Raw genomic sequence first — 26,731 nt, 5'->3', positions numbered from 1 at the left:
CGCAGCGGAGGCTCAGCCGGCGGAGGGCATGCGCAGGGACGACGGCCGCGCCACGTGCAGCACATCGAGGGGCCGCGAGCGCCCCCGCACGGTGATCGCGCCGGGTATGCCGAGCTGGTCCTGCATGCCTGCCAGGCGCGCCACGTCCGCCGAGAGCACGAGCCGCGCGCCCACCACCTTGGAGTGGTCCTGCAGCCGGCTCGCGGTGTTCACTACCTCGCCCACGGCCGTGAAGGTGGTCGTGTCCTCGAAACCCACCTGTCCGACGGCGACGGCGCCCGCATGCAGTCCCATGCCGAAATCCAGCGCGTGGCCGAATTGCCCCCGGAAGGCTTCGTTCCACGCCTCCATGCGTTCCTCGATGGCCGCGGCGGCCGCCAGGGCCTGGCGGCAGGCCGTGGGAAGGTCGCAGTCCAGCCCGAAGAGGGCCATCACGCTGTCGCCGATGAACTGGTTGGGCAGCCCCCCGGACTCGCGCACCGCGCTGCCCACGCGCTCGAAATACTGGTCCAGCACCCAGGCAAGATCGAAGGGCCATTGGCGTTCCGCCAGCCCCGACCAGCGGCGCAGGTCCACGAACAGTACGGCAACCTGGCGCTCGCTGCCCAGCCGTGCGGCCGCCGGGCCGGCCCCGGGCTGGAAGAGCGGCGTGACGCGCACCCGGCCCTGCGGCCGCAGCTGGCAGGCCAGGCGCACGCCCTCCGGTGCGTTCACGCGCTGCAGCGTGCGCAGTTCATCACGCCCGGGCGGGGGCAGGGCGCCGTCTTCCGCTTCCACTCGCACGCGGCAGGTGGAGCAGCGCGCCCGTCCCCCGCACAGGGACAGGTGCGGGATGCCATGCAGGCGGCTGGCTTCCAGCACGCTGGTGCCCCGGGCCACCTGCACGGTGCGGCCAGGGTATTGCAGCGTCACGCAGCCTTCGCCGCGCAGGCGGCGCAGCGCACCCGCCGCGAACCGGAACGCCACGAGGGCTGCCAGCGCCATCAGCCAGCCGAGCTGCAGGCCCTCGCCCAGGGCGCGCGCGGCCTCCGCGGCCGGGCGCGGCGGTCCGGGTGCGCGCACGGCTTGCGCGGTCCAGGCGATTTCCCGGCCCATGGCCAGCGTGCCCAGCAGCGCGAGCACCGGCAGCAGCACGGCCGCCGCCAGCAGCAGCGCCTGGTGGCGGCGCCATGCCGCGCGGTGGCGCATGGCCAGGTGCAGGCCGAGGCAGCCATGCAGCCAGGCGAGTGTCAGGAGCAGCGCCTGGCGCGCCAGTGACTCGGGCGACCAGATGGCGCGCACGATGCGCAGGTAGGAGGGCTCCACGCCCCAGGTGCTGGCCAGCCAGCGTGTGCCCACCACGTGCGTGACCAGCAGCAGTGGCAGCAGCAATCCCAGGGCGATGCGCAGGGCCTCGACGGGCGGCATGCGCCAGCTGCGCCGCTGCCAGAGGGCGGTGCCGGCCATGGCGAGGTGCACGGCGAAGGCGCCGTACAGCAGCACCGTGCCGGGAGCCGTGGCCCACGCGGCATGCACCGCGCGGCGCAGCACCTCGGCTGCCTGCAGCGATACCAGGCCCGCGGCATGCGTGGCCAGGTGCAGCGCCACGTAGAGCCACAGCGTCAGTCCGCTGGCCCAGCGCAGGTCGCGCGCCGAGGGCCGGCGGCGCGGGCGGGCGGGGAGGTCGGCGGGATCGGGGGCGGAACGGGACATCGGTGAGGGAGCGCGGCGGCTGAGCATAATGCCCCGAGGCCGGCGGTGTCCGTCAGCCGGCCCTTTCCCTTTTTCCGTGGTTTTCGCATGGTGTCCGCCCCCCGACGCAGTTCCTCACCCGCCGCCCCCGTTCCTTCGAGTTTCGCTCTGCGGGGGGTGGCGCTGTTCGAGGGGCTGGATGCGCAGCGGCTGGACCGGATCGCCCAGCAGTGCCGCTGGCAGCAACTGCCTGCGCGGCGGCGCCTGTTCTCGCGCGCCGCCGCGGGAGCCGAGGTGTATTTCATCCTCACCGGGCAGGTGCGCGTGACCACCTACTCGGCCAACGGCCGGCAGGTCACTTTCCGCGACTGCGGCCCGGGGGAGCCCATCGGCCTGCTGGCCGCGCTGGACGGCGGCGCGCGGTCGGCCGATGTGGTCACCCTGGCTCCCACCCTGGCCGCGAGCCTGCCGCCGGAAGACTTCCGCCGGCTGATGGCCGAGGAGCCCGCCGTGGCGCAGCGCGTGGTGGAAGGCCTGTGCGTGCTGGTGCGGGAGTTGTCGGAGCGCGTGATCGATCTCAGCACGCTGGGCGTGCAGAACCGGCTGCATGCGGAACTGCTGCGCATGGCCCGGGCCTCGGGCGGCGCGGATGCCGCAGGCCGGGCGCGCATCGATCCGGCGCCGGCGCATGCGGAAATGGCCAGCCGCATCAGCACCAACCGCGAGCAGGTGACGCGCGAACTCGGCGTGCTCGTGCGGCAGGGGCTGCTGGAGAAGGCGGGACGCGCCTTCGTGGTGACGGACCTGGCGCGGCTCGAGCGCATGGTGGCCGAGGTGCGCGGAGGCTGACCCCGCCGGTCAGGCCGCCGGGACCGCGGGCGGTTCGGCCTGCTGCAGGAGCCAGGCGCGGAAATGGCCCAGCGCGGGGGGCTGGGGGCGTCCGCCCTCATGGCAGAGCCAGTAGCCCCGCCGGCTGGTGAAGCCGGCGTCCGGCAGCGGTTCCGTGACGGTGCCGGCCGCGATTGCGTCGCGGACGAGGCAGCGGGGGACCAGGCCGAGGCCCAGGCCCATGGCGACGCCGCGGATGACGCTCTCGAACAGATCGAGCACCGGGCCGTCGAAGCGGCCCAGCCTCTGCACCCCATGGCGCTCGCCCCAGTGCTCCCAGGCGTCGGGTGACGACACGTGCCGCAACAGCGTGTGTCCTGCGACGTCGGCGGGCCTGCGCAGCGCCGGCAGCGGGTGCTCCGTGCCGCCGGCTCCGGGCGGCGGAGCGATCAGCGCCACGTCGTTGCCGGCGATGTAGTGGGCATGCATGCCGGGCCAGTGGCCGTCGCCGAAGAGGATGGCGCAGTCCGCCTCCGGGCCAGGCAGGGTATTGATGACCTGCCGTGTCAGGTGCAGCGTGATGCGCGGATGCCGCTGCCGGAAATCCGCCAGCCGGGGCACCAGCCACTGTGCCGAGAAACTGGGCAGGGCTGCCACCTGCAGGGCGCCGCCGTCGTACTCGCTGGCCACCAGCTCGAGCGTGGCGGCTTCCAGTCGGACGAGCAGCGACCGCACCGCCAGTTCGTAGCGCTCGCCCGCCGGCGTGAGGATCAGGCGCTGGCGGCTGCGCTCGAACAGCGGTACGCCCACCCAGCGCTCGAGTTCCTGGATCTGCTTGCTGACGGCGCTCTGGGTGAGACCCAGGGGCTCCGCGGCCGCCGACACATTGCCGCAGCGGACCACGGTGCAAAGCGTACGCAGCAGGTGCAGAGGGGGGTTGAGTCGGCGCAGGGGCATGGGGCAGGGTTCAGGAGCGTGCGGCGATGAGGGTATGCCGAATCGGAATGCTAACCGGCACGCCCTTTGCGTCATTCGTGCATTTATTCCATTAATCTCATCGATAACCTCAAAGGAAACCATGCAGCGTCGTTCCTGGCTCGCGGCCCTGGCCGCCTCACCCTTCATCGGCAATTTCGCGAGGGCGCAGGAGGGCAGGCCGATGCGCATCGTCGTGCCCTTTCCTCCGGGCGGCGCGACCGACATCGCGGGACGCGTGCTGCAGGAGCCCCTGCAGCGCCTGCTGGGCCATCCGGTGGTGATCGACAACCGTGCCGGCGCGGGCGGCTCCATCGGCATGGCCGAGGTGGCGCGCTCCCCGGGCGACGGGCTGACCTTCGGCGTGGCGACCGTGTCCACGCATGGCGTGAACCCTGCCGTCTTCTCGCGGCTGCCCTACGATCCGGTCCGCGACTTCGCCGGGGTTACCGAGATCGTGAAGGCGCCGGGCATCCTCGTGGTCAATCCGCGGGAAATGCCGGTGCGCAGCTTCGGCGAGTTCGTGGCCTACCTCAAGGCGCGGCCCGGCCAGGTGTCCTATGCATCGCCGGGCAACGGCACCATCGGCCACATGTGGGGCGAGCTGTTCAAGATCAGCACCGGCACCTCCATGGTGCATATTCCCTACCGCGGCGCCGGCCCGGCGGTGAACGACGTGCTGGCCGGCCAGGTGCCCGTGTATTTCGACCAGGTCGCCTCCGCGCTGCCCTACGTGAAGAGCGGCCGGCTGCGGGCACTCGCCGTCTCCTGGCCGCAGCGGCTCGCGGACGTGCTGCCCGAGGTGCCCACCTATGGCGAGCTGGGGCATCCGCAGGCCAACGAGCCGTCCTGGTTCGGCCTGGTGGCCCCGGCCGCCACGCCGCCGGCGGCGGTGCTGCGCGTGCAGCAGGCCGTGGGCACCGCCCTGAAGGAGCCTGCGGTGCGCGACCGGCTCGCCGGCCAGGGCCTCTATCCCACGGGCACCGCGCCCGCGGACTTCTCCCGGCAGATCGAGCAGGAGATCGCCAAGATGCGGAAAATCGCTGCCTATGCCCAGATTCACCTCGACTGACCCGATGAACGGAGCCCGCCGATGCCCGCCCCGCAGCCGATGAGCCCCGTGGCCGCCGCCGTATCGGTGGTGCCCGGCAACACCCCCCTGGTCCTCGATTCGCCGCACAGCGGCACGGATTACCCCGACGACTTCCGCGCCGCGCTGGCCCGGGACGTGCTGCGGCGCGCGGAAGACACCCATGTGGAAAAGCTCTACGCCTTCGCGCCTGCCCTCGGCGTCGCATGGGTGGAGGCGCATTTTCCGCGGATCTACCTCGACGCCAACCGCGACACCACGGAGATCGACACCACGCTCTTCGATGCCGGGTGGCCCGACCCCGTCACCGCCGATCCGGCGGTGCTGCAGAAGGTGCGGCTCGGCAAGGGCCTCATCTGGAAATGCACCGACGAGGGCCTGCCCATCTATGACCGGCCGCTCTCGGTGGCCGAAGGGCGCGCGCGCATCGAGCGCTGCTGGCGGCCCTACCATGCCGCGGTGCAGCAGGCCATCGAGGCCGCGCATGCGCGGCACGGCTACAGCCTGCACCTGAACTGCCATTCGATGCCCTCCGTCGCGGCCAGCCATGCCACGCTGCATCCGGGCCTCGTGCACGCCGACTTCGTCATCGGCGACCGCGACGGCACCACCGCCGACCCGGCGCTGTCGCAGGCGCTCTGCACCTTCCTGCGCGGGCGCGGCTACGGGGTGGACTACAACCATCCCTACAAGGGCGTCGAGATCGTGCGCCGGTACGGAGACCCCGCCCGCGACCGGCACAGCATCCAGGTGGAGATCAACCGCCGCCTCTACATGGACGAGCACACGCTGGCCTTGCACCCTGAGGGCTTCGCGCGCCTGCAGGCCGACCTGCGCGCGCTCGTGGAGTGGCTGCTGACGGTCGATCCGCGGCGCCCCACGGGCGGCTGACGCGGCGCTGCGCACCGCAGCGAGTCGTGGCGGGCGGTTCGCATTTCGCGACACCGCGTCGTACGGGGGCGGAGCAGGGAAGGGGGCGCCCCCTAGATTGGAGGCGAGCCGCTTTCCATGTCCTTCACCGCCCCGCTGCCATGACCTCGCCCCTGCTCACGGCGCCTTTCGGCGCCTCCGTCCTGTCCTTCATGCCCCCGGAACGCGGGGGGGCGTTCGCTGCGGCACGCCAGGCCGCAGCCTCCCCCGGCACGCCCCTGCTGCACGCCTGGTACGAGGCGCTGCAGGCCTGGTGCGAGGCCGATGCGGCCCGGCAGCCGCCGTGGCAGGGAGGCGCCTCCGAGGGGTTGCGGGGCCTTTTTTCGGCGCGGCGGAGCAGGGGCGCCGTCCGCGATGAGCGGGCCGAGGCGTTCGCCGGCCGCTGCCGGGAGTTCGCCGCGGCCGCGGCCCGGATCCTGGAGCGTGGAGACGCTGCGTTCGGCGCCGCGCAGGGCGGCCTGGAATTGCGAGAGATCGCCGTGGGCCGCCTGCTGCTCGCCCATGCCGAAGGCGCCCCCGCGCTGGACCTGCACGGCCTGGGGCTGACCGACCTGCCGCCCGGCCTGGAAACCCTGGACATCCTGGAGCGGCTGGATATCTCCTGGAATCCGGGGCTGGGAGCGCTGCCCGAGCGGCTCGCCCGCTGCCGCGGGCTGCGGGCGATCGATGCGCGCCACTGCGGCATCACCGAGGTGCCGCCGCAGATTGTCTCGCTGCCCCGGCTGGAAACTCTGGACCTTTCGGAGAATGCGGAACTGCGCGCGCTGCCCGCCGGATGGCGCCTGGACGACCCGCGCCTGCGGCTCGAAGGCACGCCCCTGCAGGGCATCGCCGGCCTGCTGCGCCCCCTGCCGCTGACGCCGCGCCAGCGCGGCACGCTCGCGGAGCATATGGACACCATCGCCCGCGCGTGGCCCCTGCTGCAGGCCCGGATGCGGGCGGAGCCCCGTGTCGCGGACCAGGTCGGCCTGCTGCGCGCCCGGCTGTCGCTCGCGGTGCGCACCGACGGCATGGGCACGCAGGAAGCCTGCGAGGACGCGCACCAGGCCATCGCGGAGTGGCTGGACAACGGGGATCCGCTGACGACCGCACGGATCATGGAACTGGGTTGGCGCATCAACTTCCGCCCGTCCGGCACGGGCCTTTTGCGCACGCAGGAATACGCCGACGATCTGCCCGGCCCCCAGGGCGCCGGAGCGGCTGCCGGCGCGGGCCGGCCGTCGCCCTGCGCGCTGCCGCCGCTGCTGGCGGCGCTCGAGTCCTGGCTGTCGGCGGGCGATGCGCCCGATGCGGCGCTCGATCCGCTGTCCGCCATGGAGCGTGCCGTGCTGCTCTACCGCGCCCTGGTCGTCCTCCGCCCGCTGCACAAGGGCAACGAGCCCACGGCCCTCGCGGCCATGGACTGGGCCCTGCAGGAGCAGGGCCTGCCGCCGGTCCTGCTGCCCGACGACCCGGCCCTGCCCACGGCGGTCCTGTTCCGGTTTTCGGGCATCGCGGCAGCGGATGCGGCGGCAGAGCTGCTGCAGGAAACCGTCCGGCACATGGACGCGCTCGTGGCGCGGCTGGTGCAGCACGGCCTCGCAGTTGACGCCGCTGACTAGCCCACGGTGCGCCTGTGTGACGGCGGCTGCCTCGCGCGCGCGGTTCTTCCATTCTCGATTCACCAGCCATGACTCCCTCCCGCATCACGACGACTGCCGAACCGCGACGCACGCGCTCCTATCCCTTCGGGCCGTCCCAGGTGAATGGAGGATCAAGCCCGCGCAGCGAACCCGGGGCCTCCAGGGCGAGGAGCGCTGGATGGCTGGCCGGACTGGAGCCCCGGCATGCGGGGCCGGGGCGCGAAGGCGCGGGGGCCCTGCGCAGGGGCCGATGGGCGGGGTCTCCGAACGCCGGGCACGGGGAGTGGAGCCGGGCCCTGCGTGATTGGTGCGCCGCGGACCCCCATCGGGCCCCCCAGGGCGGTTTCTGGTCGCGCATGGCCGGCAGCTTTTCACGGCAATCCGGCACGCAGAACCACCAGGGAAGCTTCATCGAGCAGCGGGAAGACGCCGCCGCCCGCATCCTGCAGGCCCATGCGCAGCGCTCCACGGCGCTGGATCTCAGTGGTCTTGCGCTGTCGGAGCTGCCCCCCGGACTGGGGCGGCTGGACCATCTGGAAACGATCGATCTTTCCGACAACACCGGGTTCTACCGCCTGCCCGAGGTGCTTGCTCAATGCACCGGCCTGCGTGCCATCTCCGTCCGCAACAGCTTCGTCACCGAAGTTCCTGCTGCGCTGTTCGCGTTGCCCCATCTGGAAACGCTGGACCTGTCCGCGAATTTCGAACTGTGCGAGTTGCCGCAGGAGATCGGACAGGCTGTACGGCTGAGGCAGTTGCTGCTGTCCCACTGCCGCTTTTCCACATTGCCGGCTGCCGTGGCCGCGTTGCCGGCGCTGGAACTGCTGGACCTGTCCCACAATCCGCGGCTGCACGCCGTGCCCCCCAGCGCTGCGCCCGGTGCCTGCCGGGTGAAACTGCAGGGCACGCCTGCCGAATTCACGGCCCAACTGTTGCGCGCGCCCGCGTGGACCCAGGCCGAGCGCACCGCGCTGTCGGACCGCCTGCGTGCGGTGGCATCCCGCGCCACCGCCATGCAGGGTGCCTCCGGCGCGGCGTTCGACGATGGGCCGCGGCTCGCGTTGTTCCTGCAGGAGCGCGCAGACGGCACGGCCACGGCGCAGTCGTGGAAGGATGCCGCACGCCTGGTCGATGGCTGGGTGGGGGCGGGGCGCCCTTTCAGTGCGGATGCGTTGCTCGAGCTGGGCTGGATTGCCAATGGCCGCCCATCGACGGGGCCGAGCCTGCGTTCGCACGAGTTCCAGCGCGTGCCTGCAGGCGGCGGTGTCGAGCCCGCCGTGGCGGCGTTCCGCAGCTATCCCCCCGTGCAGTCGTTGCGGGGCCAGATGGAGGAAATCGCCGCGCAGCTGGAGCGCCGGCTTTCCCGGGACGATCCCCTCGCGGCCGTCGAGTGCGCCGCGCTGCTCTACCGGGCCTTTGTCAGCTTGCGCCCACTGCCCGCCGGCAATGCGCCAGCTGCCTTGCTTGCGATGGATTGGGCGCTGCTGCGGCAGGGGCTGCCTCCCATGCGGCTGCCCGAGGGGGATGACGAGCTGTGCGATGCCATGATGTTCTCGGACGGCAGGTCACCGGACGGCGCACGGGAACTGGTGCACCAGGTGGCGGAGGGCCTGGCGCAATGGGAGGCCTCGCGAGTTCCGGGCCGGGCTGCCGCAGATTAGCCGCAGTTGCGCAGTGGCCGGCCCGCGAGGGCCGTGCGCAGCTGCGTTTCGGCCTGGGCACGCAGCGCGGGCGTGGCCGCCGGCAACCGCAGCACATGGCCGGTGGCGTCCGAGCGCTCCTGCACCACCCGGGCCGTGCGCACGCCCTGCGTGCCCAGCGCCGCCAGCGCCCGCTCGGCGGCCTCCTCGGTCGAGAAGCGGCCCAGGGACAGGCCCGGCTCCAGGGCAGGGCCCGGCCGGTCGTAGGCGACCTTGCGCGCACGCAGTTCGGCGCGTTTTTTCTCCAGCGCGTCTTCGTCGGCGAAGCGCCCCATGTACACCATCCACCGGCTTGCGACCGACACGGGTTCCAGGCTCCAGCTGTTTGCGGGCAGGGCGGCGGCGGCCGTGCGCAGCGCCTCGGTCTGGCGCGCGTCGAACGGGCCGGCCTGCAGGCAGGCCGTGCTGTCGGCCGCCGCGGCCTGCGCCGGCCCCGCGGAGGCGGGGGCGGGGTGGGATGCCTCGCTGGCCGGGGTGGGAGAGGAAGAGGGCGCCGCCGGCGGCGGGGACGCGGGCGCCGATGCCGCATCGCCGGACACCGGTCGGCCGATGCGCAGGTTCTCGGGCTGGATCTGCTGCTCCAGCCGCTGGGGCTCCGACTGTTCGGCCGGCGCGAGGCCCCAGTCGCGCAGCAGGCCCTGTGCCCAGGCGTAGTAGCCGGCATTGGCCAGCAGCAGGACGAGGACGGCGGCGCGCAGCATGGTGAACGGCTCCTTTCAGTTCCGCGGCAGCGCCTGCCCGGCCGGCCGCACGCTGATCTCTGCACTGGTCACGGCCTGCAGGCCCTGGGCCGTGCGCACCAGCAGCGCCCCGTCCGCGGCCACGCCCTGCGCGGTGCCGGCGGTGCCGTCGCTCAGGACCACGTCGCGGTCGCGCAGCACGTCGCGCTGCAGGAAGCGCGGCTGCACCGGTGCGAATCCATGGGCCTCGAACGACTGCAGCATCGCGACCAGCGGCGGCACGGTGCGCAGCAGTGCCGCGGGGGCGTCGAGCCGGGCGTCGATCTCCTGCAGGCTGCCGGGCGGCGTGGACAGGCCCTCGGCCGGCGGAGGCCGCACGTTGATGCCCACCCCGGCCACCACGTAGCGCGCGGCGCGGTCCGGCCGGCCGCCACCCCAGGCGCCGGCAGCGCCCACGAGGCTGGCGGTTTCCACCAGGATGCCGCCCAGCTTGCGGCCATCGTCCAGCCAGAGGTCGTTGGGCCATTTCAGGCCCAGGCGGGGCTGGCCGGCCCGGGGCACCGGCTGCAGGCTCTCGGCGATGGAGACCCCCACGGCCAGCGACAGCCCGGACCAGTCCGCCGGCGCGAGCGGCAGGCCCAGCGAGAACATGAGCGAATCGCCCGCGGCGTTCTGCCAGGCGCGGCCCAGGCGCCCGCGCCCGGCCGTCTGTACCTCGGCCACGAGCAGCGTGGGCTCGCATTGGCCTGCGCGCGCACGGCGCATGAGTTCGGTGTTGGTGGAATCGATGCTCGGCAGCACTTCGACGGTGAAGCCCGGCAGCAGCGGGGCCACGGCCTCCCACACCGCCTCGGCGGGCCAGCGCAGCGGCTGCGCCGTGCCGGTCATCGGCGTGCGCCCTTGCGGCCGGCCTTGGGCGGCGGCGCGGAGGGCCCCGGCGGCGCCCAGCCGCGCTTGGGCGCCAGCAGCGTGCCGCGGCAGCTGGCGCTGCCGCAAAAGCAGGGGTACTCGGCCTTGAGCTTGGGGGTGTAGCGCTCGTCGATGATCAGGCCGTAGTCGTAGTTCAGCTCCTCGCCCGCATGGATGTTGCGCAGCGCGGTGATGAAGATGCGGCCGTCGCGTTCGTCGGCGTAGCAGTTGGGCGCGCAGCTGTGGTTGATCCAGCGCGATGCATTTCCGCCATGGTTGGCATCGATGACGCGGTCTTCATCCACATGGAAATAAAAGGTATGGTTCGGCTGCAGCGGATCGTGCGGGTGGCGGTCCTGGGCCTCCTGCCAGCTGATGATCTCGCCCGTGTATTCGATCAGCACTTCGCCTTCGGCGATATCCTGCACCGCGAACACGCCCTTGCCGTGCACGCCCGAGCGCCGCACCTGGATGCGGCGGCCGCCCCTGGCGGCGGAAGGGTCGGCGGCGGGCGTGGCGGTTCGGGGCATGGCGAAACTCTGTTAGTTTGAATAGGCACACATGCGCAGGCGCGCGTGTGCATGCGCGTGTACGCGCGAGAGACCGGAATTGTAGAAGCGCCCTCCGGGGCCGACCCCACAGAAAATGACCAAGACCCTGGTAATCGCAGAAAAACCGTCGGTGGCGCAGGACATCGTGCGCGCGCTCACCCCCGTGGCCGGCAAGTTCGACAAGCACGAGGACCACTTCGAGAACGACCGCTACGTCGTCACGAGCGCGGTGGGCCACCTGGTCGAGATCCAGGCGCCCGAGGAATTCGACGTCAAGCGCGGCAAGTGGAGCTTCGCCCACCTGCCGGTGATCCCGCCGTACTTCGACCTGAAGCCGGTGGACAAGACCAAGAGCCGCCTGAACGCGGTGGTCAAGCTCGCCCGCCGCAAGGACGTGACCGAACTCGTCAACGCCTGTGACGCGGGGCGCGAGGGCGAACTGATCTTCCGCCTCATCGAGCAGTACGCGGGCGGCGCCAAGGGCGGCCTGAACAAGCCCGTGCGGCGCCTCTGGCTGCAGTCCATGACCCCGCAGGCCATCCGCGACGGCTTCGGCAACCTGCGCTCCGACCAGCAGATGCAGGGCCTGGCCAGCGCCGCGCGCAGCCGCTCCGAGGCCGACTGGCTCGTGGGCATCAACGGCACGCGCGCCATGACGGCCTTCAACTCGCGCGACGGGGGCTTCTTCCTCACCACCGTGGGCCGCGTGCAGACGCCCACGCTCTCGCTCGTCGTCGAGCGCGAGGAGAAGATCCGCCAGTTCGTCAGCCGCGACTACTGGGAAATCCACGCCGGCTTCCATGCCGAGGCCGGCGAATACCTCGGCAAGTGGTTCGACCCGCAGTGGAAGAAGGTCGCCGACGACCCCGAAGCCCGCGCCGACCGCGTCTGGAGCTTCGAGCGCGCCCGCGAGATCGCCGACGCCGTGCGCGGCAAGGCCGCCACCGTCACCGAAGAAAGCAAGCCCACCACCCAGGCCTCGCCCCTGCTGTTCGACCTGACCAGCCTGCAGCGCGAGGCCAACGGCAAGTTCGGCTTCTCGGCCAAGACCACGCTGGCACTGGCGCAGAGCCTGTACGAGCGCCACAAGGCCCTGACCTACCCGCGTACCGACTCCCGCGCCCTGCCGGAAGACTACCTGCCGGTGGCGAAGGACACCTTCGGCATGCTGGCCACAAGCGGCATGCGCCACCTCGCGCCTTATGCCCGGCAGGCGCTGGACGAGAACTACGTGCGCCCGAGCAAGCGCATCTTCGACAATGCCAAGGTGAGCGATCACTTCGCCATCATCCCGACCACGCAGGCGCCCAGCGGCCTCTCCGAGGCCGAGCAGAAGCTCTACGACCTGGTGGTGCGCCGCTTCATGGCCGTGTTCTTCCCGAGCGCCGAATACATGGTCACCACCCGCATCAGCCAGGTGGTGGGGCATTCGTTCAAGACCGAGGGCAAGGTGCTGGTCAAGCCCGGCTGGCTGGCCATCTATGGCAAGGAAGCCGCCAACGAGGTCGAGGACGGCAAGGCCGGCGACAAGGGCCAGCCGCTGGTGCCCGTCAAGCCCGGCGAGATGACGCACACCGAATACGCCGAGGCCAAGGCCCTGAAGACCAAGCCGCCGGCCCGCTACTCCGAAGCCACGCTGCTGGGCGCCATGGAAAGCGCCGGCAAGCAGGTGGAAGACGAAGAACTGCGCTCGGCCATGCAGGAGAAGGGCCTGGGCACTCCGGCCACGCGCGCCGCCATCATCGAAGGCCTGCTCACTGAAAAGTACATGCTGCGCGAGGGCCGCGAGCTCATCCCGACGGCCAAGGCCTTCCAGCTCATGACGCTACTGCGCGGCCTGGGCGTGGAAGAACTCTCGCGCGCCGAACTCACGGGCGAGTGGGAATACAAGCTCGCCCAGATGGAGAAGGGCCAGCTCAGCCGCGAGGCCTTCATGCAGCAGATCGCCGCCATGACCGAGCGCATGGTGAAGAAGGCCAAGGAATACGACCGCGACACCATCCCCGGCAACTACGCGACGCTCTCCACCCCGTGCCCCAACTGCGGCGGCGTGGTCAAGGAGAATTACCGGCGCTATGCCTGCACGGGCGCCGACGGGCGCGGCGACGGCTGCGGCTTCTCGTTCACCAAGTCGCCCGCGGGCCGCACCTTCGAGCCCGCCGAGGCCGAGGCCCTGCTGCGCGAGCGCCGCATCGGCCCGCTGGAGGGCTTCCGCTCCAAGGCCGGCTGGCCGTTCACGGCCGAGGTCACCATCGTGCGCGACGAAGAGGCCGGCAATTTCAAGCTGGAATTCGACTTCGGCGACGACCGCGCGGGCGAGGCGTCGGGCGAACTGGTCGAGTTCACCGACGAACCGCTGGGCCCGTGCCCCATCTGCGGTGCGCCCGTGCACGAGCACGGCAGCAACTACGTGTGCAGCAAGGCTGTGCCCACCGCCGCCCAGCCCACGCCCAGCTGCACCTTCAAGAGCGGCAAGGTCATCCTGCAGCAGCCCGTGGAGCGCGAGCAGATGGCCAAGCTGCTCGCCACCGGCAAGACCGACCTGCTCGACAAGTTCGTGAGCATGCGCACGCGCCGCAACTTCAAGGCCTTCCTGGCCTGGGACAAGGAAGCCGGCAAGGTGAACTTCGAGTTCGAGCCGCGCGAGAGCAAGTTCCCGCCGCGCAAGTTCGCCGGCAAGGCCGGCGCGGCTGCCGGTGCGGCGAAGGCGGGCACCGCGGCCGCCGCCAAGAAGGCCGCCAAGCCCGCTGCCAAGGCCGCGGCGAAGAAGTCCAGCACTGCCGCCAAGGCCCCGCGCAAGACCGCAGCCGGCAAGCCGCCGAGCGCCGCCCTGGCCGCGGTGATCGGCCCGGAGCCGGTCGGCCGGCCCGAAGCAGTGAAGAAGATGTGGGAATACATCAAGGCCCACAATCTGCAGGACCCCAAGGACAAGCGCACCATCAATGCCGACGCCAAGCTGCGCGAGGTGTTCGGCAAGGAATCGGCCGGCATGTTCGAGCTGGCGGGCATCCTGGGCAAGCACCTGCAAGGAGACAGCGAATGACCCCGCGCGATACCGCAACCCCCCGTCATGCCTCCGCCCCCCCGCGTGCCTGGGCGGCGGCCGCCCTGCTGGCGGCATCGGCGGCCCTGGCGGGCTGCGGCACGGTGGCCTCCCGGCCCGCCAACGACCCGGCCACGGGCACCGGCGCCCAGGCGGGCGAGAGCGGTGTCACGGTGTTCGGCACCATTGATACCGGTGTGGGGGCTGTGCGGTCCTCGCGCTGAGGCAGCCGGCCTCCGGCCGGCTTGGCCGGCACCGGTGCCGTGAATTTCCCTCGCAGTTACGCCCTACGGTTGCGTTACGGTGTGTACGCAACCTTATCAACATCCACCGCGGGTTTTCGTCAGGAACGAATAAGCATCCGCCCTTATAAGGTGTTTCGGAATGAAACAACTATGGGAGCGGAGAAGGCATGGAGACATGGATCCCAGCCTTGGGCGAGTGCGCTGCACGCATGGCGTCCGAAGATCGCCGGCTGGCCACGCGGCTGGAACGGAAACGCGGAGAAGACTATTTGCTTTGGCGGGATGCGCCCGCCGGGCCAAAGCAGACACGGCCCGACTTCGCGATGCTGCACTCGTGTCGGGGCGCGCTACTCCTGAAAGCAGAGGACTGGCGCCAATTCCCCCTCCGCACTGCCACGTGTAAGTACTTAGCGATTGCGCCAAGTGATCAGCCCCGAGGGGATGATGATCACCCTGCAGTAAGTGCGGGATTGAGCTATGCAAAGGCGGTATGGCGTTGTTGTGCCGCTATTACACGGATATGGAGGAGTGCGCTACCACCTTGGAGCAAAAGAAACTATCGCACTGCGTCCAAAAAATGGTTAGACGAATCCAGGTCAAATCACTCCTGCATCCTTGTCTTTCATGAAAGCCATGAGCAATTGTTCTGATATTGACTGCTTTCTGAAACCTGCCTTAACAGGAGGGCAGCTTTGGCGGCGGCGCTAAAAATTTGCTTAATCTTAAACTAAGCAGAGTCACTTCCGTAGAAAAATTTCGGATAAACATCTGTCGTCTAAATCTAACCCCTCTTGGATTGGTTAAAAATGAATAGCATCGTCTCAAACCACGGATCAAATGAAGTCCCGAAGGTTAGCTTAGGGAATGGTGAGCTTGTAAGCATGAAAATCGTGCAAGAAATTTATGCAGAGCTGACTGGCAAAGAGGAGTCGCTTGATAACCAATATAATGTCAATCACGAAGTTGGCTACGACGATTTATATCAGCTAAATGCAAAAATATTCCAATTAACTGAGCAGTACAATATTATTGCCAGCAACTGCAGTCTTACTATTTATCACCAAAACAATCAACGACAAAATTTTAGCAGCTTTGAAAGGTTTTCGATTTATGACAAGAGTGTGCCGTCGCCCACTGATCGTCTTATTATTGAGTACAGCTTCTTGATCCTCCTGCCACAATCACAAAAACCACAATCCTATAAAATTACAATATCACTTGGATCTCGAGCCGCGCATATAAAAACGCTGAAGAAAGAAAGCAGGTTTAAAAATCATATATTTTTTGAAATGCTTTCGGATGTGACTGGCGAGTCAGAAATTAGATTCATTGATTACAGTGTTGCTCGGAATTTTCAAATTACTATAAAAGATTGGTTTGACTCTCTTGAGTCAAATCAAGAGCGAAAAATTATTAATATTCTAAAGAGGAGCAAGCACCATTTCGCATCGATACTATCTACAATCGCAGTTGTTATTTTTGCAATATCTACTGCGTACTATTTTTCACGGCAAGCAGAAAGTTTTGGTGATTCGGTAAAATTTATCACTCTCACCGTAGTCGGCTCGCTTTTGATTAACAAGATATTTGTTGATGTCGGGCATTATATGGCCATTGCTATCTCGAGAATTTTTCCAGTATCACTTATAAAATTGACAAAGGGGGACGAGTCTTTGGCCAAAGAAGTTCGTCAAGATAATAATTTAAATTTTCTCAAATTCATTTTGACCCCGGCATTATCAGTTGCACTAAATATTCTATCAACTTGGCTGTGTGTTAAGCTCGCAATTGGTTGAATAATTATTTGTTAATACAATAGGGGACCTCTCAAAACCTCCGAATTCGCAAATTGAAGCGTCGTGACTCGTTGATTTATAAGAGCACTGAGTGCCCGATGTCGGGGTTTTGAGAGGCTCCAAATAGCGTACAGAATATGGGTGCGAGGTGCAAATTCCATTTGGTAAATGCGATTCAAAAATAACCAGGCGGTCTCAAACCTGAAGTGCAGCGCATGCTACGGCTGGCAAGGTGCATCTTGTTTGCGATGAGTCCGAATTGAGCAGCCCGCGTTTGACCAGCGCACCCAGCGCATCGGCGGCGCTCTGGTCGCTCATCTCGAGCATGGCCTTGAATTCACCGCGCAGCATTTCTTTGCCACTCAGGACTATGTAGTGCAGGCCGCGAGGGCCGCTTGGCGGACGCCTTGTTTGAGATGACTTCGTGGGCCGGGCAGGCTTCGATCCGGTTCTTGATGGCCTCGAAGTCCAACAGACCTGCCATGAAGCGGACTTGGTCCAGGCAGGTGTCCCGCACTTAGTGGACCCGCGCGATCAGAGCTTGCTCGCTCAGCTTGCCGCCGTACAGGTCGCCACGGTGCAGGCTGTGAACGTCGACCAGCAGCGCGTGTACATCCGACTGTTTCGCCAAGATCGATTCGCGTCTAAATATATGAAAGCAAAAGATTTTTTGGTGAATTGCCAACCTCTTTGCCAAGTTCTTTGACGGCCATTCCACGCTCCGGGCAGAACAGACTTCGTGTGTTGTTGGCCACGTCGCCTTGCTAGCGTCTTCTGCTGTTGCGCCTCGTCGAACGATAACGCCCGACGTTACAAGCGCGGGACTTCACTGGACTAACGCATAGGCCACATTCCTTCCCCCACCCTCCACCCGCACCAACACGCCCTTGCCCAGCAGATCGGTGATATCGCGCAGCGCAGTATCCGACGAGCATTTGGCAATGGCCGCCCACCGGGCGTTGCTCAGCTTCCCCTCCATCCCATCCAGCACACGGTTCAGCACCAGCGTCTGCCGCACGTTCATGGGCACATCCGCCCAGCGCTGCCAGAACTGCGCCTTGGCCAGCACATCCGCCACCAGGTCGTCGGCGCCCTGCACGGCGCGCAGCAGGCAGCCCAGGAACCAGGCCAGCCAGGGCGTGACGTCGAGCGTGCCGCGCTGCGTGGCTTCCAGTTGTTCGTAGTAGCGCTTGCGTTCGCGCTGGATCTGCGCGCTCAGGCTGTAGAAGCGCTGGGCGCTGCCCTCGGCGCAGGCCAGGGCCATGTCGCCTACGGCGCGGCTGATGCGGCCGTTGCCGTCGTCGAAGGGGTGCAGCGTGACCAGCCACAGGTGCGCCAGCCCGGCATGCACGATGGGGTCGCCTGCCGGCGGCGCATTGAACCACTGCAGGAAGGCAGCGGTTTCTGCGTCCAGCGCCGTGGCGGGCGGCGCTTCGTAATGCACCTTCTCGCGGCCGATGGGGCCCGAGACCACCTGCATGGGCCCTGCCGCATCGTCGCGCCAGGCGCCGGTGCGGATGCGCAACCGGCCGCTGTAGCCCGTGGGGAACAGCGCGGCATGCCACCCGAAGAGGCGTTCCGCGGTCAGCGGCTCGGCAAAGCGCTGGGTGGCGTCCAGTACCATGTCCACCACGCCGTCCACATGCCGGTCGGACGGGGCCAGCGCGCCGATGCTCACCCCCAGGCGGCGCGCGATGGACGAGCGCACGGCGTCCAGGTCCAGGGATTCGCCCTCGATGGCGCTGGTCGTGACGACTTCCTGGGTCAGGGCGCGCAATGTGGCCTGGTCGCGTTGCGCCAGTCCCACCCCGGCCATGCGTCCGGCCAGGTGGCCCTGGGCGCGGTGCACCTCCGCCAGGGGCGCGGCGAGCGCCAATGCGTCGAAGCGCCACTGCGGCCAGTCGGGGCGCTGCCAGACATAGGTACGGCGGCGAGGGGAGTTGTCGGGCCACATGCGGTGATTATGGCGTTTATTCGCCGCAGAATCTGCGGCGAATAAACGCCGGCACGGTTCCGCGACCACGCGAACCGGACGCTGCATGGGCGAAGCGCCCCCCGCTGTCGTCCCAGGATCCTGCGCGAGAATCCGGCACCGAACCCGGCCCGACCGTGGGCCCCTCCATCCATCCATCCAGCCATCCAGCGAGCGATGCCATGACCCTTCCCGTGAGTGCTCCCCCGGACGACCGCGACGATCCTTCCGGCCTCGAATACGTCGGCTTCTGGGCCCGCCTGGGCGCGACGCTGCTCGACACGGTGCTGCTGCTCGTCGTCACCGTGCCGCTGCTGGCGGCGGTCTATGGCTGGGACTATTTCAAGCAGACGGAGCGGCTGGTCGCGGGGCCGGCGGATTTCCTGATCTCCTGGGTGCTGCCGGCGGTGGTGGTGCTGCTGTTCTGGTTCTGGCGGCAGGCCACGCCCGGCAAGATGAACATCGGCGCCCGCGTGGTGGATGCGGAGACGGGCCGGCCGATGACGCCCGGGCAGGCGGTGGGACGCTACCTGGCGTATTTCGTGTCGGCGATCCCGCTGTGCCTGGGCTTCGTGTGGGTGGCGTTCGACCGGCGCAAGCAGGGCTGGCACGACAAGCTGGCGGGCACGGTGGTGGTGCGGCCGAAGCAGCGCAAGTCCGAGGCGGTGCTGTTCGCCAAGGGCCGGTATTAGGAGCGTGAGTGAGCGAGACCGTGCGTTCAGACTTCCTGTTTATCCCCTTCGCTTCGCGAAATAGCCGCAACGGCGGCGGCAAGCCCTGAATAATTGACAGGCTTTCTCTTGGACCCAGGAGCGCTCATGGTTATTGCGCGCAATTTCCCTTCAGTTGCAACACCATCCCCAGTTCACTCGGAAACCCAGGCACCGGCTACGTCGGCCCTGCTGCCCGAGGCGCAGTCGTTTAGAAGTACTGCACCTTTTGGCTTGCCGGCGGGGCTGACGCGACGACAGGTGCCCGTCCACGGCGGCGATCCGTCGCCGCGTGCTCCGCGTGCCGGTCTGGATCGGCTCTCACGCGCCGCGCAAACCGGTCAGCCGGCGAAGACCGCCGGGACTTCGGTGGGCTGCACCGATATATTTAATCGCCTGAAGGAAAAGTTTGGCCGTCATGCATGCAGCCCTCCTTCCGATAAAAGCCTTTTCGAGTCGAGTCTTCAATACGGACTTGTGCAAGCGACGGGTCTCAAGACTGCGTTCGGGAGCGACAAAATAGGGTCGGGTGGGGTGTGCGCCGGACTCTCCACCATATGGATGAATCTCCACTGTGCCGCTCCCGATGGAAGCGTCAATACGAGACTGAGCGCGGTGGGGTCGTTCGAGGGCATGCAGCACGCCCTCATTTTTCAAAAAGCATATCACATGAACCACGAGCATTTGAGACGTGGCTCTGGCTTCGGACGATCGCTGGAAACGAAGGCGCGAGCAGACCTCGACGGGCTGTACGGAATCACCAGGGACATGCGGCCGATCAAAAGCACGAGTTCTGCGGCGAAAATAGCCGCCACGATGGCGAGCATTGATGGCTATGCCAGCCTCATTTTCTATCGCACAGATAAGGCCTGGAAGACGACCGGCCATGAAATGGGCCTGCACCGAAATCCTGAAGACGGCATGATCACGTTCTTCGACCCGAACCATGGGGAGTTTCGATTCAAGTCCGAGGACGCAGCCCAGTTCCTGCGAACGTTGCGAGAAAAGTACAGGCTGAAAAGCGATGTGTCCTTCGACTGGGCATTGACCAATGTCCGGCCGAACAATACCGGTTCGAGTACGCCACTCGACTTTTTGGTGGACTACGTAAAAGCGGATCAGGAGCGCTTGTCTCGTTCCTAATTAGCGGTTCGACACCACAGATGGCCCGGTCCGATTACAGGGCTGTTGTGGGACCGCATTGGCTGAAAATATCGGATCCGCGCGCATGGGCGACGCATGGCCGACCTGGCGGCCGCTACGATCCCTCTCCCATCCAGCAGTCCGGCGCACAGCCCGGCCTGGCCGGCAAGGCCTTTCCAGGAGACACATCGCATGTTCAGCCACGTCATCGTCGGCGTCACCGACCTCGAGAAATCCAAACGCTTCTACGACGCGCTGCTCGGCACGATCGGCGTGCCGCCCGGCATGGCCAACAAGAGCCGCTATTTCTACCGCAGCCCCGGGGGGCTGTTCGGCATCACGCTGCCGATCAACGGCGAGCCCGCCACGCACGGCAACGGCAGCACCATCGGCTTCGCGATGCAGTCGCCGGAGCAGGCCGATGCCTTCCATGCGGCTGGCGTGGCGAACGGCGGCACGACCTGCGAAGACCCGCCGGGCTACCGCGAAGGCCCGGTGGGCCCGCTGTACCTGGCCTATCTGCGCGATCCGGACGGCAACAAGCTCTGCGCCATGTACCGGCCACCCAAGGCCTGATCACGGCAGGTCCGCGAGGAAGCGCGCGACGCGCTGCGCGAGCTCATGAGGCCGCTCGCGGTGCGGCACATGCGCCGCGCCGGGCAGGATCTCCACGCGCGCAGGCCCGGCCGCCCAGCGGGCGATGCGCGCGGGCTGCTCGAGGGATCCGTATTCGTCCCGGTCGCCATGCAGCGCGAGCACGGGGCAGTGCACGCGCGCCAGCACGCCGGCCTGCGACCAGCCGGCGAAACCGGGATCGAGCCAGGTATCGACCCAGGCGTGCAGCACCCACCGCGCCTTGTGCTCGTCGCCGCCGTGGTGGCGGGCGAGTCGCTGCAGTGCCTCGGGGCTGTGCTGGAACTGGTCGCGTGCCTCGCGGATGCCCGCCAGCGTGCGTTCTTCCACGCAGGCCTGCGCGGCCACGGTGACGAGGGCGACGCAATCACCGGTGCCGCTGCCGTCCGCCGCGCAATGGGCGGCCATGGCCCCACCCACGCTGTGGCCGAGCGCCACGTAGCGGCCGATGCCGAATTCCGAGCACAGCGCGGGCAGGCTGGTGTGCGCCTCGGCCGCGATGAAATCCGGCGCCAGCTCGCCTGTGCAGGGACCGGATCGGCCGAAGCCGGGCCGGTCGTAGGCGAGCACGTCGCGGCCGGTGGCCCGGCACAGTGCCGCAGGAAAGTCGCGCCACAGCGCCACGCAGCCCAGCGAGTCGTGAAAGAGGACGACGGGGGCCGGCGCGGTGCCGGGGTTGGCATCGCGCGGCGCAGGCTGCCACCGGCGGGCGAACAGCCGGCCCCGGGCCGATTTCACCCAGGCATCGTGCGCGATCGGCTCCGGCATGTCAGCGGGCAGGGCGTGCGGAGGGGCGCTCATGCCCGGCATTGTGCGGCGGCCCATGGGGTGCGGCCGTCACCGGGGTGCCAGCCTCCGGGGGCGATACGGGATACTCCCTGCCGCCGAATCCTTCCCATCCTTTCTTCTTTCATCCAGCTCAGCAAGGACCTGCCTTTGAAATCCGCCAGCGCCACCCTGTTCGACGAGGCCTATTACCAGCGCTTCTATTTCGACAAGAAGACCAGCGTGGTGGACCCGCAGCACATGGAGCGCCTGGGCCAGTTCGTGTGCAGCTACCTCAAGTACCTGCGGGTGCCGGTGGAGCGCGTGCTGGACGTGGGCTGCGGCATCGGGCTGTGGAAGGACATCGTGGCGCGCCATTTTCCGCAGGCGCGCTACCAGGGGCTGGAGTTCAGCGCCTACCTGTGCGAGCGCTACGGGTGGCAGCAGGGGTCGGTAGTGGACTATGCCGCCAGCGAGCCAGCGGACCTGGTGGTCTGCCAGGGCGTGCTGCCCTACCTGAGCCCGCCGGACCTGAAGGCCGCGCTCGACAACCTGGCGCGCCTGTGCCGGGGAGCGCTCTACCTCGAAGCGGTGACGCGAGAGGACTACGAGCAGGACATCATCGATGAGGACCTGACGGACCCTGCGCTGTTCCGCCACCGCGCCGAGGCCTACCGGCGGGGGCTGTCGCGCCATTTCCGGGCCGTGGGCGGGGGGCTGTGGCTGCGGCGCTCGCTGGAAGTCCCGCTGTTCGAACTCGAATACGCCGGCGAATAACCGCCGGCACTGTGCTTTCCATCAGGCAGAAAGAAATTGTTTATCGCATAAAATTTCAAATAGATACAAATCAGCAGAGAGAAGGAGGCTCCCCGTGGCGACTTTCATTCCCGCCATCGGCAGCTGTACATCCCGCATGACCGCGGGCGAACGGAGGCTGGCCCAGCGGCTGGAGCGCAAGCTCGACGGCGATTACTCGGTCTGGTACGACGTGCCGGTGGGGCCGAAGCAGACCTACCCGGATTTCGTGGTCCTGCATCCGCGGCGCGGGGTGCTGATCCTGGAGACCAAGGACTGGCACCTGGAGACGGTGCGCAAGGCCACGCGGCAGTACTGGGAGATCGCCCCGGACGGCAGCGCTCCCAAGATCGTGAAGAACCCGCTGGAGCAGGCCCGCCATTGCGCGCTGGAGTTGGTGCGTGCGCTGGAGCGCGATCCGCAGCTGGTGCAGCCCGCGGGGCCGCACCAGGGCAAGCTGGCGTTCCCGTGGGGACACGGCGTGGTGTTCACGCGCATCACGCGCCGGCAATTCGAGGCGGCGGGGCTGGCGGAGGCGATCGCGCCGGACTACGTGGTCTGCCAGGACGAAATGCTCGAGGACGTCGAGCCCGAGGCTTTCCAGCAGCGGCTCTGGCGCATGTTTCCGCATGCCTTCGGCGGTGCGATGTCGCTGCCGCAGATCGACCGCGTGCGCTGGCACATGTTCCCCGAGGTGCGCGTGCCCGTGCAGGGCGCGCTGTTCGCGCAGTGCGGCGGCGTGGACGAGGTGCCGGACCTGCTGCGCGTGATGGATCTGCAGCAGGAGCAGCTGGCGCGCTCGCTGGGCGAGGGCCACCGGGTGATCCATGGCGTGGCGGGCTCGGGCAAGACCATGATCCTGGGCTACCGCGCCGAGCACCTCGCGAAGCTGCACGGCGCGCTGCCCGATGGCGCCAAGCCGGTGCTGGTGCTCTGCTACAACGAGCCGCTGGCCGTGAAGCTGGCCAGCGCCATGGAGGCCAAGGGGCTGGGCGACCGCGTGCACTGCCTGCATTTCCACAAATGGGCGCGCGCGCAGCTCGTGGCCTACGGGCAGGGCCTGCCGGCGCCGTCGCTGCCGCGCGAGGCCTTCTTCGCGGACATGGTGGACCGCGTGGTGCGCGGCGTGGACACGGGCCACATTCCCAGCGCGCAGTACGCCGCCGTTCTGATCGACGAAGGGCACGATTTCGAGCCGGAGTGGCTCCGGCTCGTCTCCCGGATGGTGGACCCGGCCACCAACAACCTGCTGGTGCTCTACGACGATGCGCAGAGCATCTATGCCCGCGCGCGGCAGAAGCAGTTCAGCTTCCGCAGCGTGGGCATCCAGGCCCAGGGCCGCACGTCCATCCTGAAGATCAACTACCGCAACACGCGCCAGATCCTGCAGACCGCCCACCTGATCGCGGCCGACCTGCTCGCCCCCGAAGACAGCGGCGAGGACGGCGTGCCCCTGCTGCAGCCCGTGAGCTGCGGACGCGACGGCGAGGCGCCGGTGGTCGTGCGCCTGCCCTCGTTCCGCGCCGAGGCCGCCCAGGTGGCCGACCGCCTGGCCGCGGCCCACCAGGAAGGCCACGCCTGGGGCGACATGGCCGTGCTGTGCCGCCACTATGCGCAGATGGAGGAGTGCGCCACCGCGCTGCGCCACAAGGGCCTGCCGCACCAGGTGCGCAAGGGCACGGGCAGCTTCCACCCGGCGGACGACACCGTGAAGGTGATGACCATGCATGCCAGCAAGGGCCTGGAGTTCCCGGTGGTGGCACTGGTGGGCGCGGGCCACATGCCATCCGACGGCGAGGACGAGCGCGAGGAGGCCCGGCTGTTCTACGTGGCGGCGACGCGCGCCACGCACCGGCTGGTGATCACCGCGAGCGGGGAGGGGGCGTTTGCGCAGCGGCTGGATGGGGTGGGGGTGGCGGCTTGAGCCCTGCGCGTTTTACTCGAAAATAGGAAAGGGACGGTTGCGTGACTGATGCAGCTAATCTAAAACTCGCGGACATTGCGGCGTTGGCACCCATAATTCTTGGTGTAGGCCTGTTTCTTGCTTTTGTTTTTACTTTATATATTACGAAGTCACTTCATATGCTGCGCCGTCGCCTCTGGTCTCTGGTGCATGGCAAAGATGAGATATCCGATTCAGTAGTTCGAGCTTATGTAGATGAGTTGACTAATGTGTCGGCCTTCCGATTTTTTTCGGGTGTCTCCATGCGAGACATACAGGGTGTGCATGACATAGTGAAATGGTGCCAATTTTACAAGGTAGATTTGAAGGATTTGCGCGATTGCGGAGAGTATTTTGACTTCAGTTGCAGGAGAGTGGTGGAGGAGAAGCTTCCTGGTTATTTAAATAGATGGATGACATTCGGCTCTTCGTTGGTGCTTTTGATCGTCGGGGCAATCATCATAGCGTCATCCATTTCCCCATCTCTTGGCTTGGTGTTTACGGAAAGTCAGCGTTATTTTTTTGCAAGAGAAACATACGTCAGAAGGATATGGGCTTCTGAGGACGAAAAATTTGTTATTGAAGATTGCCAAAAATCAAGAGAGTTGGAGGCGGTGCGTACAGGATTTCATATTGATGAATTAAATTTGATTTGTAAGTTCATGCCTGATAAATCATTCAAGAATTATTATTCTGAAAAACTTGCCGAGCAGCGGGCTGCGTCTGTTATTTTTGGCATGATTTTTATTATTTCTGCTTGGTTTGTGCTTGGAAAGCTTATTCGCTATACGGCTGCAATGAAGTTGCTCAGGCGCCGTTTGAGTCCGCATGTTTCTGCAGGCCAGATGGAGCTTGATTTTGGAGGGGCTGATCAAAAGTAAGATCAAGTGTTACACCAGAGTGTTTGCATTCACGTATTCTGGTTCCAGAATTCAACACATGCCAACCTTTCCTCACCAATACGTCCCGCTGCAGCCCGCCCGGCGTGCCTTCTGCCGCGCAGTCGCACTGCTATCCGGTGCCGTGGGCCTGGGCGCGGCGCTGATCACGCCGCCCGCGCAGGCCCAGCCCTCCTACACCATCACCACGCCGCAGATCCAGGACGCCCTGGCCGAAAAGCTGCCGCGCCGCTACCGGCTCGGCGGACTGCTGAACCTGGAGGTGCAGGTGCCCGCGCTGCGCCTGCTGCCGGCACAGAACCGCATCAACGCGGTGCTGCCCGTGGTCGCTTCAGGGCTGGCGGTGTCCGATGGCGCACGCGATGCCTCCGGCTCGCTCGACGTGGATTTCGGGCTGCGCTACGAGCCCTCCGACCGCACGCTGCGCGCGCAGCAGATCCACGTCAATTCGCTGCGCATCGATGGGCTCCGGTCGTCTGCGTCCGAGATGCTCAACGCCTACGCGCAGCAGCTGGCCACGCAGTCGCTCGGCGAGGTGGTGCTGCACACCCTGCGCCCGCAGGACCTGGCGCTGGCCGACGGGCTGGGCATGCAGCCCGGGCCCATCACGGTGACGGAGCGTGGCCTGCGCGTGGATTTCGTGCAGAAGCCTATGCCTTGATCGCATCGCATTCATGCAAGTGGGGAGGAAGTTCGTGATGGCCCTGGGACCCGGACCATGAACCCCGCAGTCTGTCCGGTGTGCGGTATCTCGGGAGCGGACGAGGCGGGCCGTGGAGGCCCGCAGGGGGCCTGGGTGCAGTTCATCGACTACGAAGGCACCGAGGCGTCCGGACTGCGGCATCCCGAAGGACTGGCCTATTTCTGCGCAGCGCACCACCCGGCCGCACAGGCGCTCGTGCAGCTTTCCTGTGTCGAGGCGCTGGCGCAGTTGCGTGCGCAGCACCCTGGCGCTGTGTGACATCGCCACACGGGTTGGCGGGACGGGGCGGAGCCGTCCTACAGCACACGGAATGGCGCGGGCTGCACAGTGGGAAAGGCGCTTGCAAGCCGCCGTGTCGTGCCGCGGGCCCGCCACGCGAGGCCGCGCACCGACTCCCCCGTGCCCGCCCATGAAACGCAGCATCGATCCTTCAACCCTTTCCTCTGTCCCGGATCCGGCGGCTTCTGCCCATGCCCCCGCCGGGCCCATGCCACCGCGCGCGGTACATGCCGAAAGCCTGGCGGACATCCTCGACCAGATGGCGGCGCTGGCCGGACGGTCCGGCGCGGTGCGCGTGGAGGACATGGTGGCGGCGTTCGGCCGCCGCAGCTACGGTCCGCTGCTCGTGGTGCCGGCCCTGCTGGAGCTGTCGCCGGTGGGGGCGGTGCCCGGGGTGCCGACGGCGCTCGCGTGCGTGGTGGTGCTGTTCGCGGCGCAGATGCTCGCGGGCCGCCGTCATGTGTGGGTGCCCGGCTTCCTGGCCCGGCGCAGCCTGGGCGCGGCGCGGTTGTCGCGTGCCGTGCGCGCGCTGCGTCCCTGGGCGGAGCGCGCCGACCGCTGGTTCCACGGGCGGCTGTGCGCGCTGACGGGCGGTGTGTTCACCCGGGTGGCGGCAGCGGGCTGCATCGCACTGGCCTGCACGGTGCCGCCGCTGGAACTGGTGCCGTTCGCCAGTTCCGCGCCCATGTCGGCGGTGGCGATGTTCGGCCTGTCGGTGATGGCGCGCGACGGGTTGCTGATGCTCGGGGCGATGGCGCTGGCCGGGCTGGCCGTGGGGCTGCTGGTCTGGATGGCCTGACGGCGCCGTGCCGCATCCGGCCTTTCGTGCCGCAGTGCATGGCTTCGGAGC

At 67.3% G+C, this 26,731-nt stretch carries 24 protein-coding genes; 17 read left to right on the top strand and 7 right to left on the bottom strand.

The window, feature by feature from the left end; all coding sequences use genetic code 11:
* Nucleotides 1-12: 12 nt before the first annotated feature.
* Nucleotides 13-1,692: an adenylate/guanylate cyclase domain-containing protein gene (locus tag ACAV_RS22690; RefSeq protein ID WP_013596912.1), complete on the bottom strand. Its 1,680-nt coding sequence runs from the start codon at nt 1,690-1,692 to the stop codon at nt 13-15.
* Nucleotides 1,693-1,779: 87 nt separating this feature from the next.
* Between ACAV_RS22690 and ACAV_RS22685 the strand changes: the two genes are divergently transcribed.
* Nucleotides 1,780-2,520 (top strand): Crp/Fnr family transcriptional regulator, encoded by a 741-nt coding sequence (locus ACAV_RS22685; RefSeq protein WP_013596911.1) that lies wholly within the window; start codon nt 1,780-1,782, stop codon nt 2,518-2,520.
* Nucleotides 2,521-2,529: 9 nt separating this feature from the next.
* Here the strand turns inward: ACAV_RS22685 and ACAV_RS22680 are convergent, their stop codons facing one another.
* Nucleotides 2,530-3,456: a LysR substrate-binding domain-containing protein gene (locus ACAV_RS22680; protein WP_013596910.1), complete on the bottom strand. Its 927-nt coding sequence runs from the start codon at nt 3,454-3,456 to the stop codon at nt 2,530-2,532.
* A gap of 121 nt (nt 3,457-3,577) precedes the next feature.
* Here ACAV_RS22680 and ACAV_RS22675 point away from each other — a divergent pair, with 121 nt between their 5' ends.
* The 4 genes from ACAV_RS22675 to xopAC all read left to right on the top strand — a co-directional run bounded on the left by ACAV_RS22675 (nt 3,578) and on the right by xopAC (nt 8,777).
* Nucleotides 3,578-4,546 carry a tripartite tricarboxylate transporter substrate-binding protein gene (locus ACAV_RS22675; RefSeq protein ID WP_013596909.1) on the top strand — a complete coding sequence of 323 codons (969 nt, stop codon included), beginning with the start codon at nt 3,578-3,580 and terminating at the stop codon, nt 4,544-4,546.
* A 21-nt stretch (nt 4,547-4,567) separates the two neighbouring features.
* Nucleotides 4,568-5,455: an N-formylglutamate amidohydrolase gene (locus ACAV_RS22670; RefSeq protein ID WP_013596908.1), complete on the top strand. Its 888-nt coding sequence runs from the start codon at nt 4,568-4,570 to the stop codon at nt 5,453-5,455.
* A 140-nt stretch (nt 5,456-5,595) separates the two neighbouring features.
* The gene (locus tag ACAV_RS22665; RefSeq protein WP_013596907.1) at nt 5,596-7,095 is read left to right on the top strand and encodes a leucine-rich repeat domain-containing protein; all 1,500 of its coding nucleotides are present in this window, start codon (nt 5,596-5,598) and stop codon (nt 7,093-7,095) included.
* 257 nt (nt 7,096-7,352) lie between these two features.
* On the top strand, nt 7,353-8,777 hold the full coding sequence (gene xopAC / locus ACAV_RS22660) for a XopAC/AvrAC family type III secretion system effector (RefSeq protein WP_353611307.1): 1,425 nt from the start codon (nt 7,353-7,355) through the stop codon (nt 8,775-8,777).
* On the opposite strand, the gene ACAV_RS22655 is transcribed toward xopAC, so the two are convergent.
* From ACAV_RS22655 to ACAV_RS22645, 3 genes are read right to left on the bottom strand one after another with little or no spacing between them, the layout of a single operon-like run.
* Nucleotides 8,774-9,517: a hypothetical protein gene (locus tag ACAV_RS22655; protein WP_013596905.1), complete on the bottom strand. Its 744-nt coding sequence runs from the start codon at nt 9,515-9,517 to the stop codon at nt 8,774-8,776. The genes xopAC and ACAV_RS22655 overlap by 4 nt on opposite strands.
* 15 nt (nt 9,518-9,532) lie before the next feature.
* Complete coding sequence (locus ACAV_RS22650; RefSeq protein WP_013596904.1) at nt 9,533-10,384, bottom strand: biotin--[acetyl-CoA-carboxylase] ligase; 852 nt, start codon at nt 10,382-10,384, stop codon at nt 9,533-9,535.
* Nucleotides 10,381-10,935 (bottom strand): SET domain-containing protein, encoded by a 555-nt coding sequence (locus ACAV_RS22645; RefSeq protein WP_013596903.1) that lies wholly within the window; start codon nt 10,933-10,935, stop codon nt 10,381-10,383. The genes ACAV_RS22650 and ACAV_RS22645 overlap by 4 nt, the downstream gene beginning before the upstream one ends.
* A 115-nt stretch (nt 10,936-11,050) precedes the next feature.
* Here ACAV_RS22645 and ACAV_RS22640 point away from each other — a divergent pair, with 115 nt between their 5' ends.
* From ACAV_RS22640 to ACAV_RS24810, 3 genes are all read left to right on the top strand, one after another.
* Nucleotides 11,051-13,999, top strand: a complete 2,949-nt coding sequence (locus tag ACAV_RS22640) for a DNA topoisomerase III (protein WP_013596902.1) — start codon at nt 11,051-11,053, stop codon at nt 13,997-13,999.
* Entirely contained in the window at nt 13,996-14,223 is a 228-nt protein-coding gene (locus ACAV_RS22635) for a hypothetical protein (RefSeq protein ID WP_013596901.1), read from the top strand. Before ACAV_RS22640 ends, ACAV_RS22635 begins: the two co-directional genes overlap by 4 nt.
* An 827-nt stretch (nt 14,224-15,050) precedes the next feature.
* Complete coding sequence (locus tag ACAV_RS24810; protein WP_013596900.1) at nt 15,051-16,040, top strand: hypothetical protein; 990 nt, start codon at nt 15,051-15,053, stop codon at nt 16,038-16,040.
* Between the two features lie 826 nt (nt 16,041-16,866).
* Here ACAV_RS24810 and ACAV_RS22630 read toward each other — a convergent pair.
* Nucleotides 16,867-17,994 (bottom strand): Fic family protein, encoded by a 1,128-nt coding sequence (locus tag ACAV_RS22630; protein WP_013596899.1) that lies wholly within the window; start codon nt 17,992-17,994, stop codon nt 16,867-16,869.
* A 200-nt stretch (nt 17,995-18,194) separates the two neighbouring features.
* On the opposite strand from ACAV_RS22630, the gene ACAV_RS22625 reads away from it, so the two are divergent.
* The 3 genes from ACAV_RS22625 to ACAV_RS22615 all read left to right on the top strand — a co-directional run bounded on the left by ACAV_RS22625 (nt 18,195) and on the right by ACAV_RS22615 (nt 20,441).
* Nucleotides 18,195-18,704: an RDD family protein gene (locus ACAV_RS22625; RefSeq protein ID WP_013596898.1), complete on the top strand. Its 510-nt coding sequence runs from the start codon at nt 18,195-18,197 to the stop codon at nt 18,702-18,704.
* Nucleotides 18,705-18,830: 126 nt separating this feature from the next.
* A complete protein-coding gene (locus tag ACAV_RS24270; protein ID WP_013596897.1) occupies nt 18,831-19,865 on the top strand; it encodes a YopT-type cysteine protease domain-containing protein in 1,035 nt (344 codons plus the stop codon).
* A gap of 192 nt (nt 19,866-20,057) precedes the next feature.
* Nucleotides 20,058-20,441, top strand: coding sequence for a VOC family protein (locus ACAV_RS22615; protein WP_013596896.1), 384 nt, complete (start codon nt 20,058-20,060; stop codon nt 20,439-20,441).
* On the opposite strand, the gene ACAV_RS22610 is transcribed toward ACAV_RS22615, so the two are convergent.
* Nucleotides 20,442-21,299, bottom strand: coding sequence for an alpha/beta fold hydrolase (locus tag ACAV_RS22610; RefSeq protein ID WP_081463146.1), 858 nt, complete (start codon nt 21,297-21,299; stop codon nt 20,442-20,444).
* Between the two features lie 135 nt (nt 21,300-21,434).
* Between ACAV_RS22610 and ACAV_RS22605 the strand changes: the two genes are divergently transcribed.
* From ACAV_RS22605 to ACAV_RS22590, 6 genes are all read left to right on the top strand, one after another.
* Nucleotides 21,435-22,040 (top strand): class I SAM-dependent methyltransferase, encoded by a 606-nt coding sequence (locus ACAV_RS22605; protein WP_013596894.1) that lies wholly within the window; start codon nt 21,435-21,437, stop codon nt 22,038-22,040.
* A gap of 94 nt (nt 22,041-22,134) precedes the next feature.
* Entirely contained in the window at nt 22,135-23,982 is a 1,848-nt protein-coding gene (locus ACAV_RS22600; protein ID WP_013596893.1) for a DEAD/DEAH box helicase, read from the top strand.
* Nucleotides 23,983-24,023: 41 nt separating this feature from the next.
* Entirely contained in the window at nt 24,024-24,881 is an 858-nt protein-coding gene (locus tag ACAV_RS24805) for a DUF6216 family protein (RefSeq protein WP_157768807.1), read from the top strand.
* A 58-nt stretch (nt 24,882-24,939) separates the two neighbouring features.
* Nucleotides 24,940-25,560: a hypothetical protein gene (locus ACAV_RS22595; RefSeq protein ID WP_013596892.1), complete on the top strand. Its 621-nt coding sequence runs from the start codon at nt 24,940-24,942 to the stop codon at nt 25,558-25,560.
* A gap of 57 nt (nt 25,561-25,617) precedes the next feature.
* Nucleotides 25,618-25,860 carry a hypothetical protein gene (locus tag ACAV_RS24800; protein ID WP_013596891.1) on the top strand — a complete coding sequence of 81 codons (243 nt, stop codon included), beginning with the start codon at nt 25,618-25,620 and terminating at the stop codon, nt 25,858-25,860.
* A 229-nt stretch (nt 25,861-26,089) separates the two neighbouring features.
* A complete protein-coding gene (locus ACAV_RS22590; protein ID WP_013596890.1) occupies nt 26,090-26,680 on the top strand; it encodes an exopolysaccharide biosynthesis protein in 591 nt (196 codons plus the stop codon).
* Nucleotides 26,681-26,731: the final 51 nt, after the last annotated feature.

It is taken from the genome of Paracidovorax avenae ATCC 19860, assembly GCF_000176855.2.
GTDB lineage: Bacteria > Pseudomonadota > Gammaproteobacteria > Burkholderiales > Burkholderiaceae_C > Paracidovorax > Paracidovorax avenae.
Note: the sequence above shows the minus strand (reverse complement) of the source record. Positions and strands in the feature narration are given on the sequence as shown.

Excerpts from the sequence above, each read along its gene's own strand:
- ACAV_RS22690 (WP_013596912.1), bottom strand. The coding sequence starts at position 1,692 with ATGTCCCGTTCCGCCCCCGATCCCGCCGACCTCCCCGCCCGCCCGCGC.
- ACAV_RS22685 (WP_013596911.1), top strand. The coding sequence starts at position 1,780 with ATGGTGTCCGCCCCCCGACGCAGTTCCTCACCCGCCGCCCCCGTTCCT.
- ACAV_RS22680 (WP_013596910.1), bottom strand. The coding sequence starts at position 3,456 with ATGCCCCTGCGCCGACTCAACCCCCCTCTGCACCTGCTGCGTACGCTT.
- ACAV_RS22675 (WP_013596909.1), top strand. The coding sequence starts at position 3,578 with ATGCAGCGTCGTTCCTGGCTCGCGGCCCTGGCCGCCTCACCCTTCATC.
- ACAV_RS22670 (WP_013596908.1), top strand. The coding sequence starts at position 4,568 with ATGCCCGCCCCGCAGCCGATGAGCCCCGTGGCCGCCGCCGTATCGGTG.
- ACAV_RS22665 (WP_013596907.1), top strand. The coding sequence starts at position 5,596 with ATGACCTCGCCCCTGCTCACGGCGCCTTTCGGCGCCTCCGTCCTGTCC.
- ACAV_RS22655 (WP_013596905.1), bottom strand. The coding sequence starts at position 9,517 with ATGCTGCGCGCCGCCGTCCTCGTCCTGCTGCTGGCCAATGCCGGCTAC.
- ACAV_RS22650 (WP_013596904.1), bottom strand. The coding sequence starts at position 10,384 with ATGACCGGCACGGCGCAGCCGCTGCGCTGGCCCGCCGAGGCGGTGTGG.
- ACAV_RS22645 (WP_013596903.1), bottom strand. The coding sequence starts at position 10,935 with ATGCCCCGAACCGCCACGCCCGCCGCCGACCCTTCCGCCGCCAGGGGC.
- ACAV_RS22640 (WP_013596902.1), top strand. The coding sequence starts at position 11,051 with ATGACCAAGACCCTGGTAATCGCAGAAAAACCGTCGGTGGCGCAGGAC.
- ACAV_RS22635 (WP_013596901.1), top strand. The coding sequence starts at position 13,996 with ATGACCCCGCGCGATACCGCAACCCCCCGTCATGCCTCCGCCCCCCCG.
- ACAV_RS24810 (WP_013596900.1), top strand. The coding sequence starts at position 15,051 with ATGAATAGCATCGTCTCAAACCACGGATCAAATGAAGTCCCGAAGGTT.
- ACAV_RS22630 (WP_013596899.1), bottom strand. The coding sequence starts at position 17,994 with ATGTGGCCCGACAACTCCCCTCGCCGCCGTACCTATGTCTGGCAGCGC.
- ACAV_RS22625 (WP_013596898.1), top strand. The coding sequence starts at position 18,195 with ATGACCCTTCCCGTGAGTGCTCCCCCGGACGACCGCGACGATCCTTCC.
- ACAV_RS24270 (WP_013596897.1), top strand. The coding sequence starts at position 18,831 with ATGGTTATTGCGCGCAATTTCCCTTCAGTTGCAACACCATCCCCAGTT.
- ACAV_RS22615 (WP_013596896.1), top strand. The coding sequence starts at position 20,058 with ATGTTCAGCCACGTCATCGTCGGCGTCACCGACCTCGAGAAATCCAAA.
- ACAV_RS22610 (WP_081463146.1), bottom strand. The coding sequence starts at position 21,299 with ATGAGCGCCCCTCCGCACGCCCTGCCCGCTGACATGCCGGAGCCGATC.
- ACAV_RS22595 (WP_013596892.1), top strand. The coding sequence starts at position 24,940 with ATGCCAACCTTTCCTCACCAATACGTCCCGCTGCAGCCCGCCCGGCGT.
- ACAV_RS24800 (WP_013596891.1), top strand. The coding sequence starts at position 25,618 with ATGAACCCCGCAGTCTGTCCGGTGTGCGGTATCTCGGGAGCGGACGAG.
- ACAV_RS22590 (WP_013596890.1), top strand. The coding sequence starts at position 26,090 with ATGCCACCGCGCGCGGTACATGCCGAAAGCCTGGCGGACATCCTCGAC.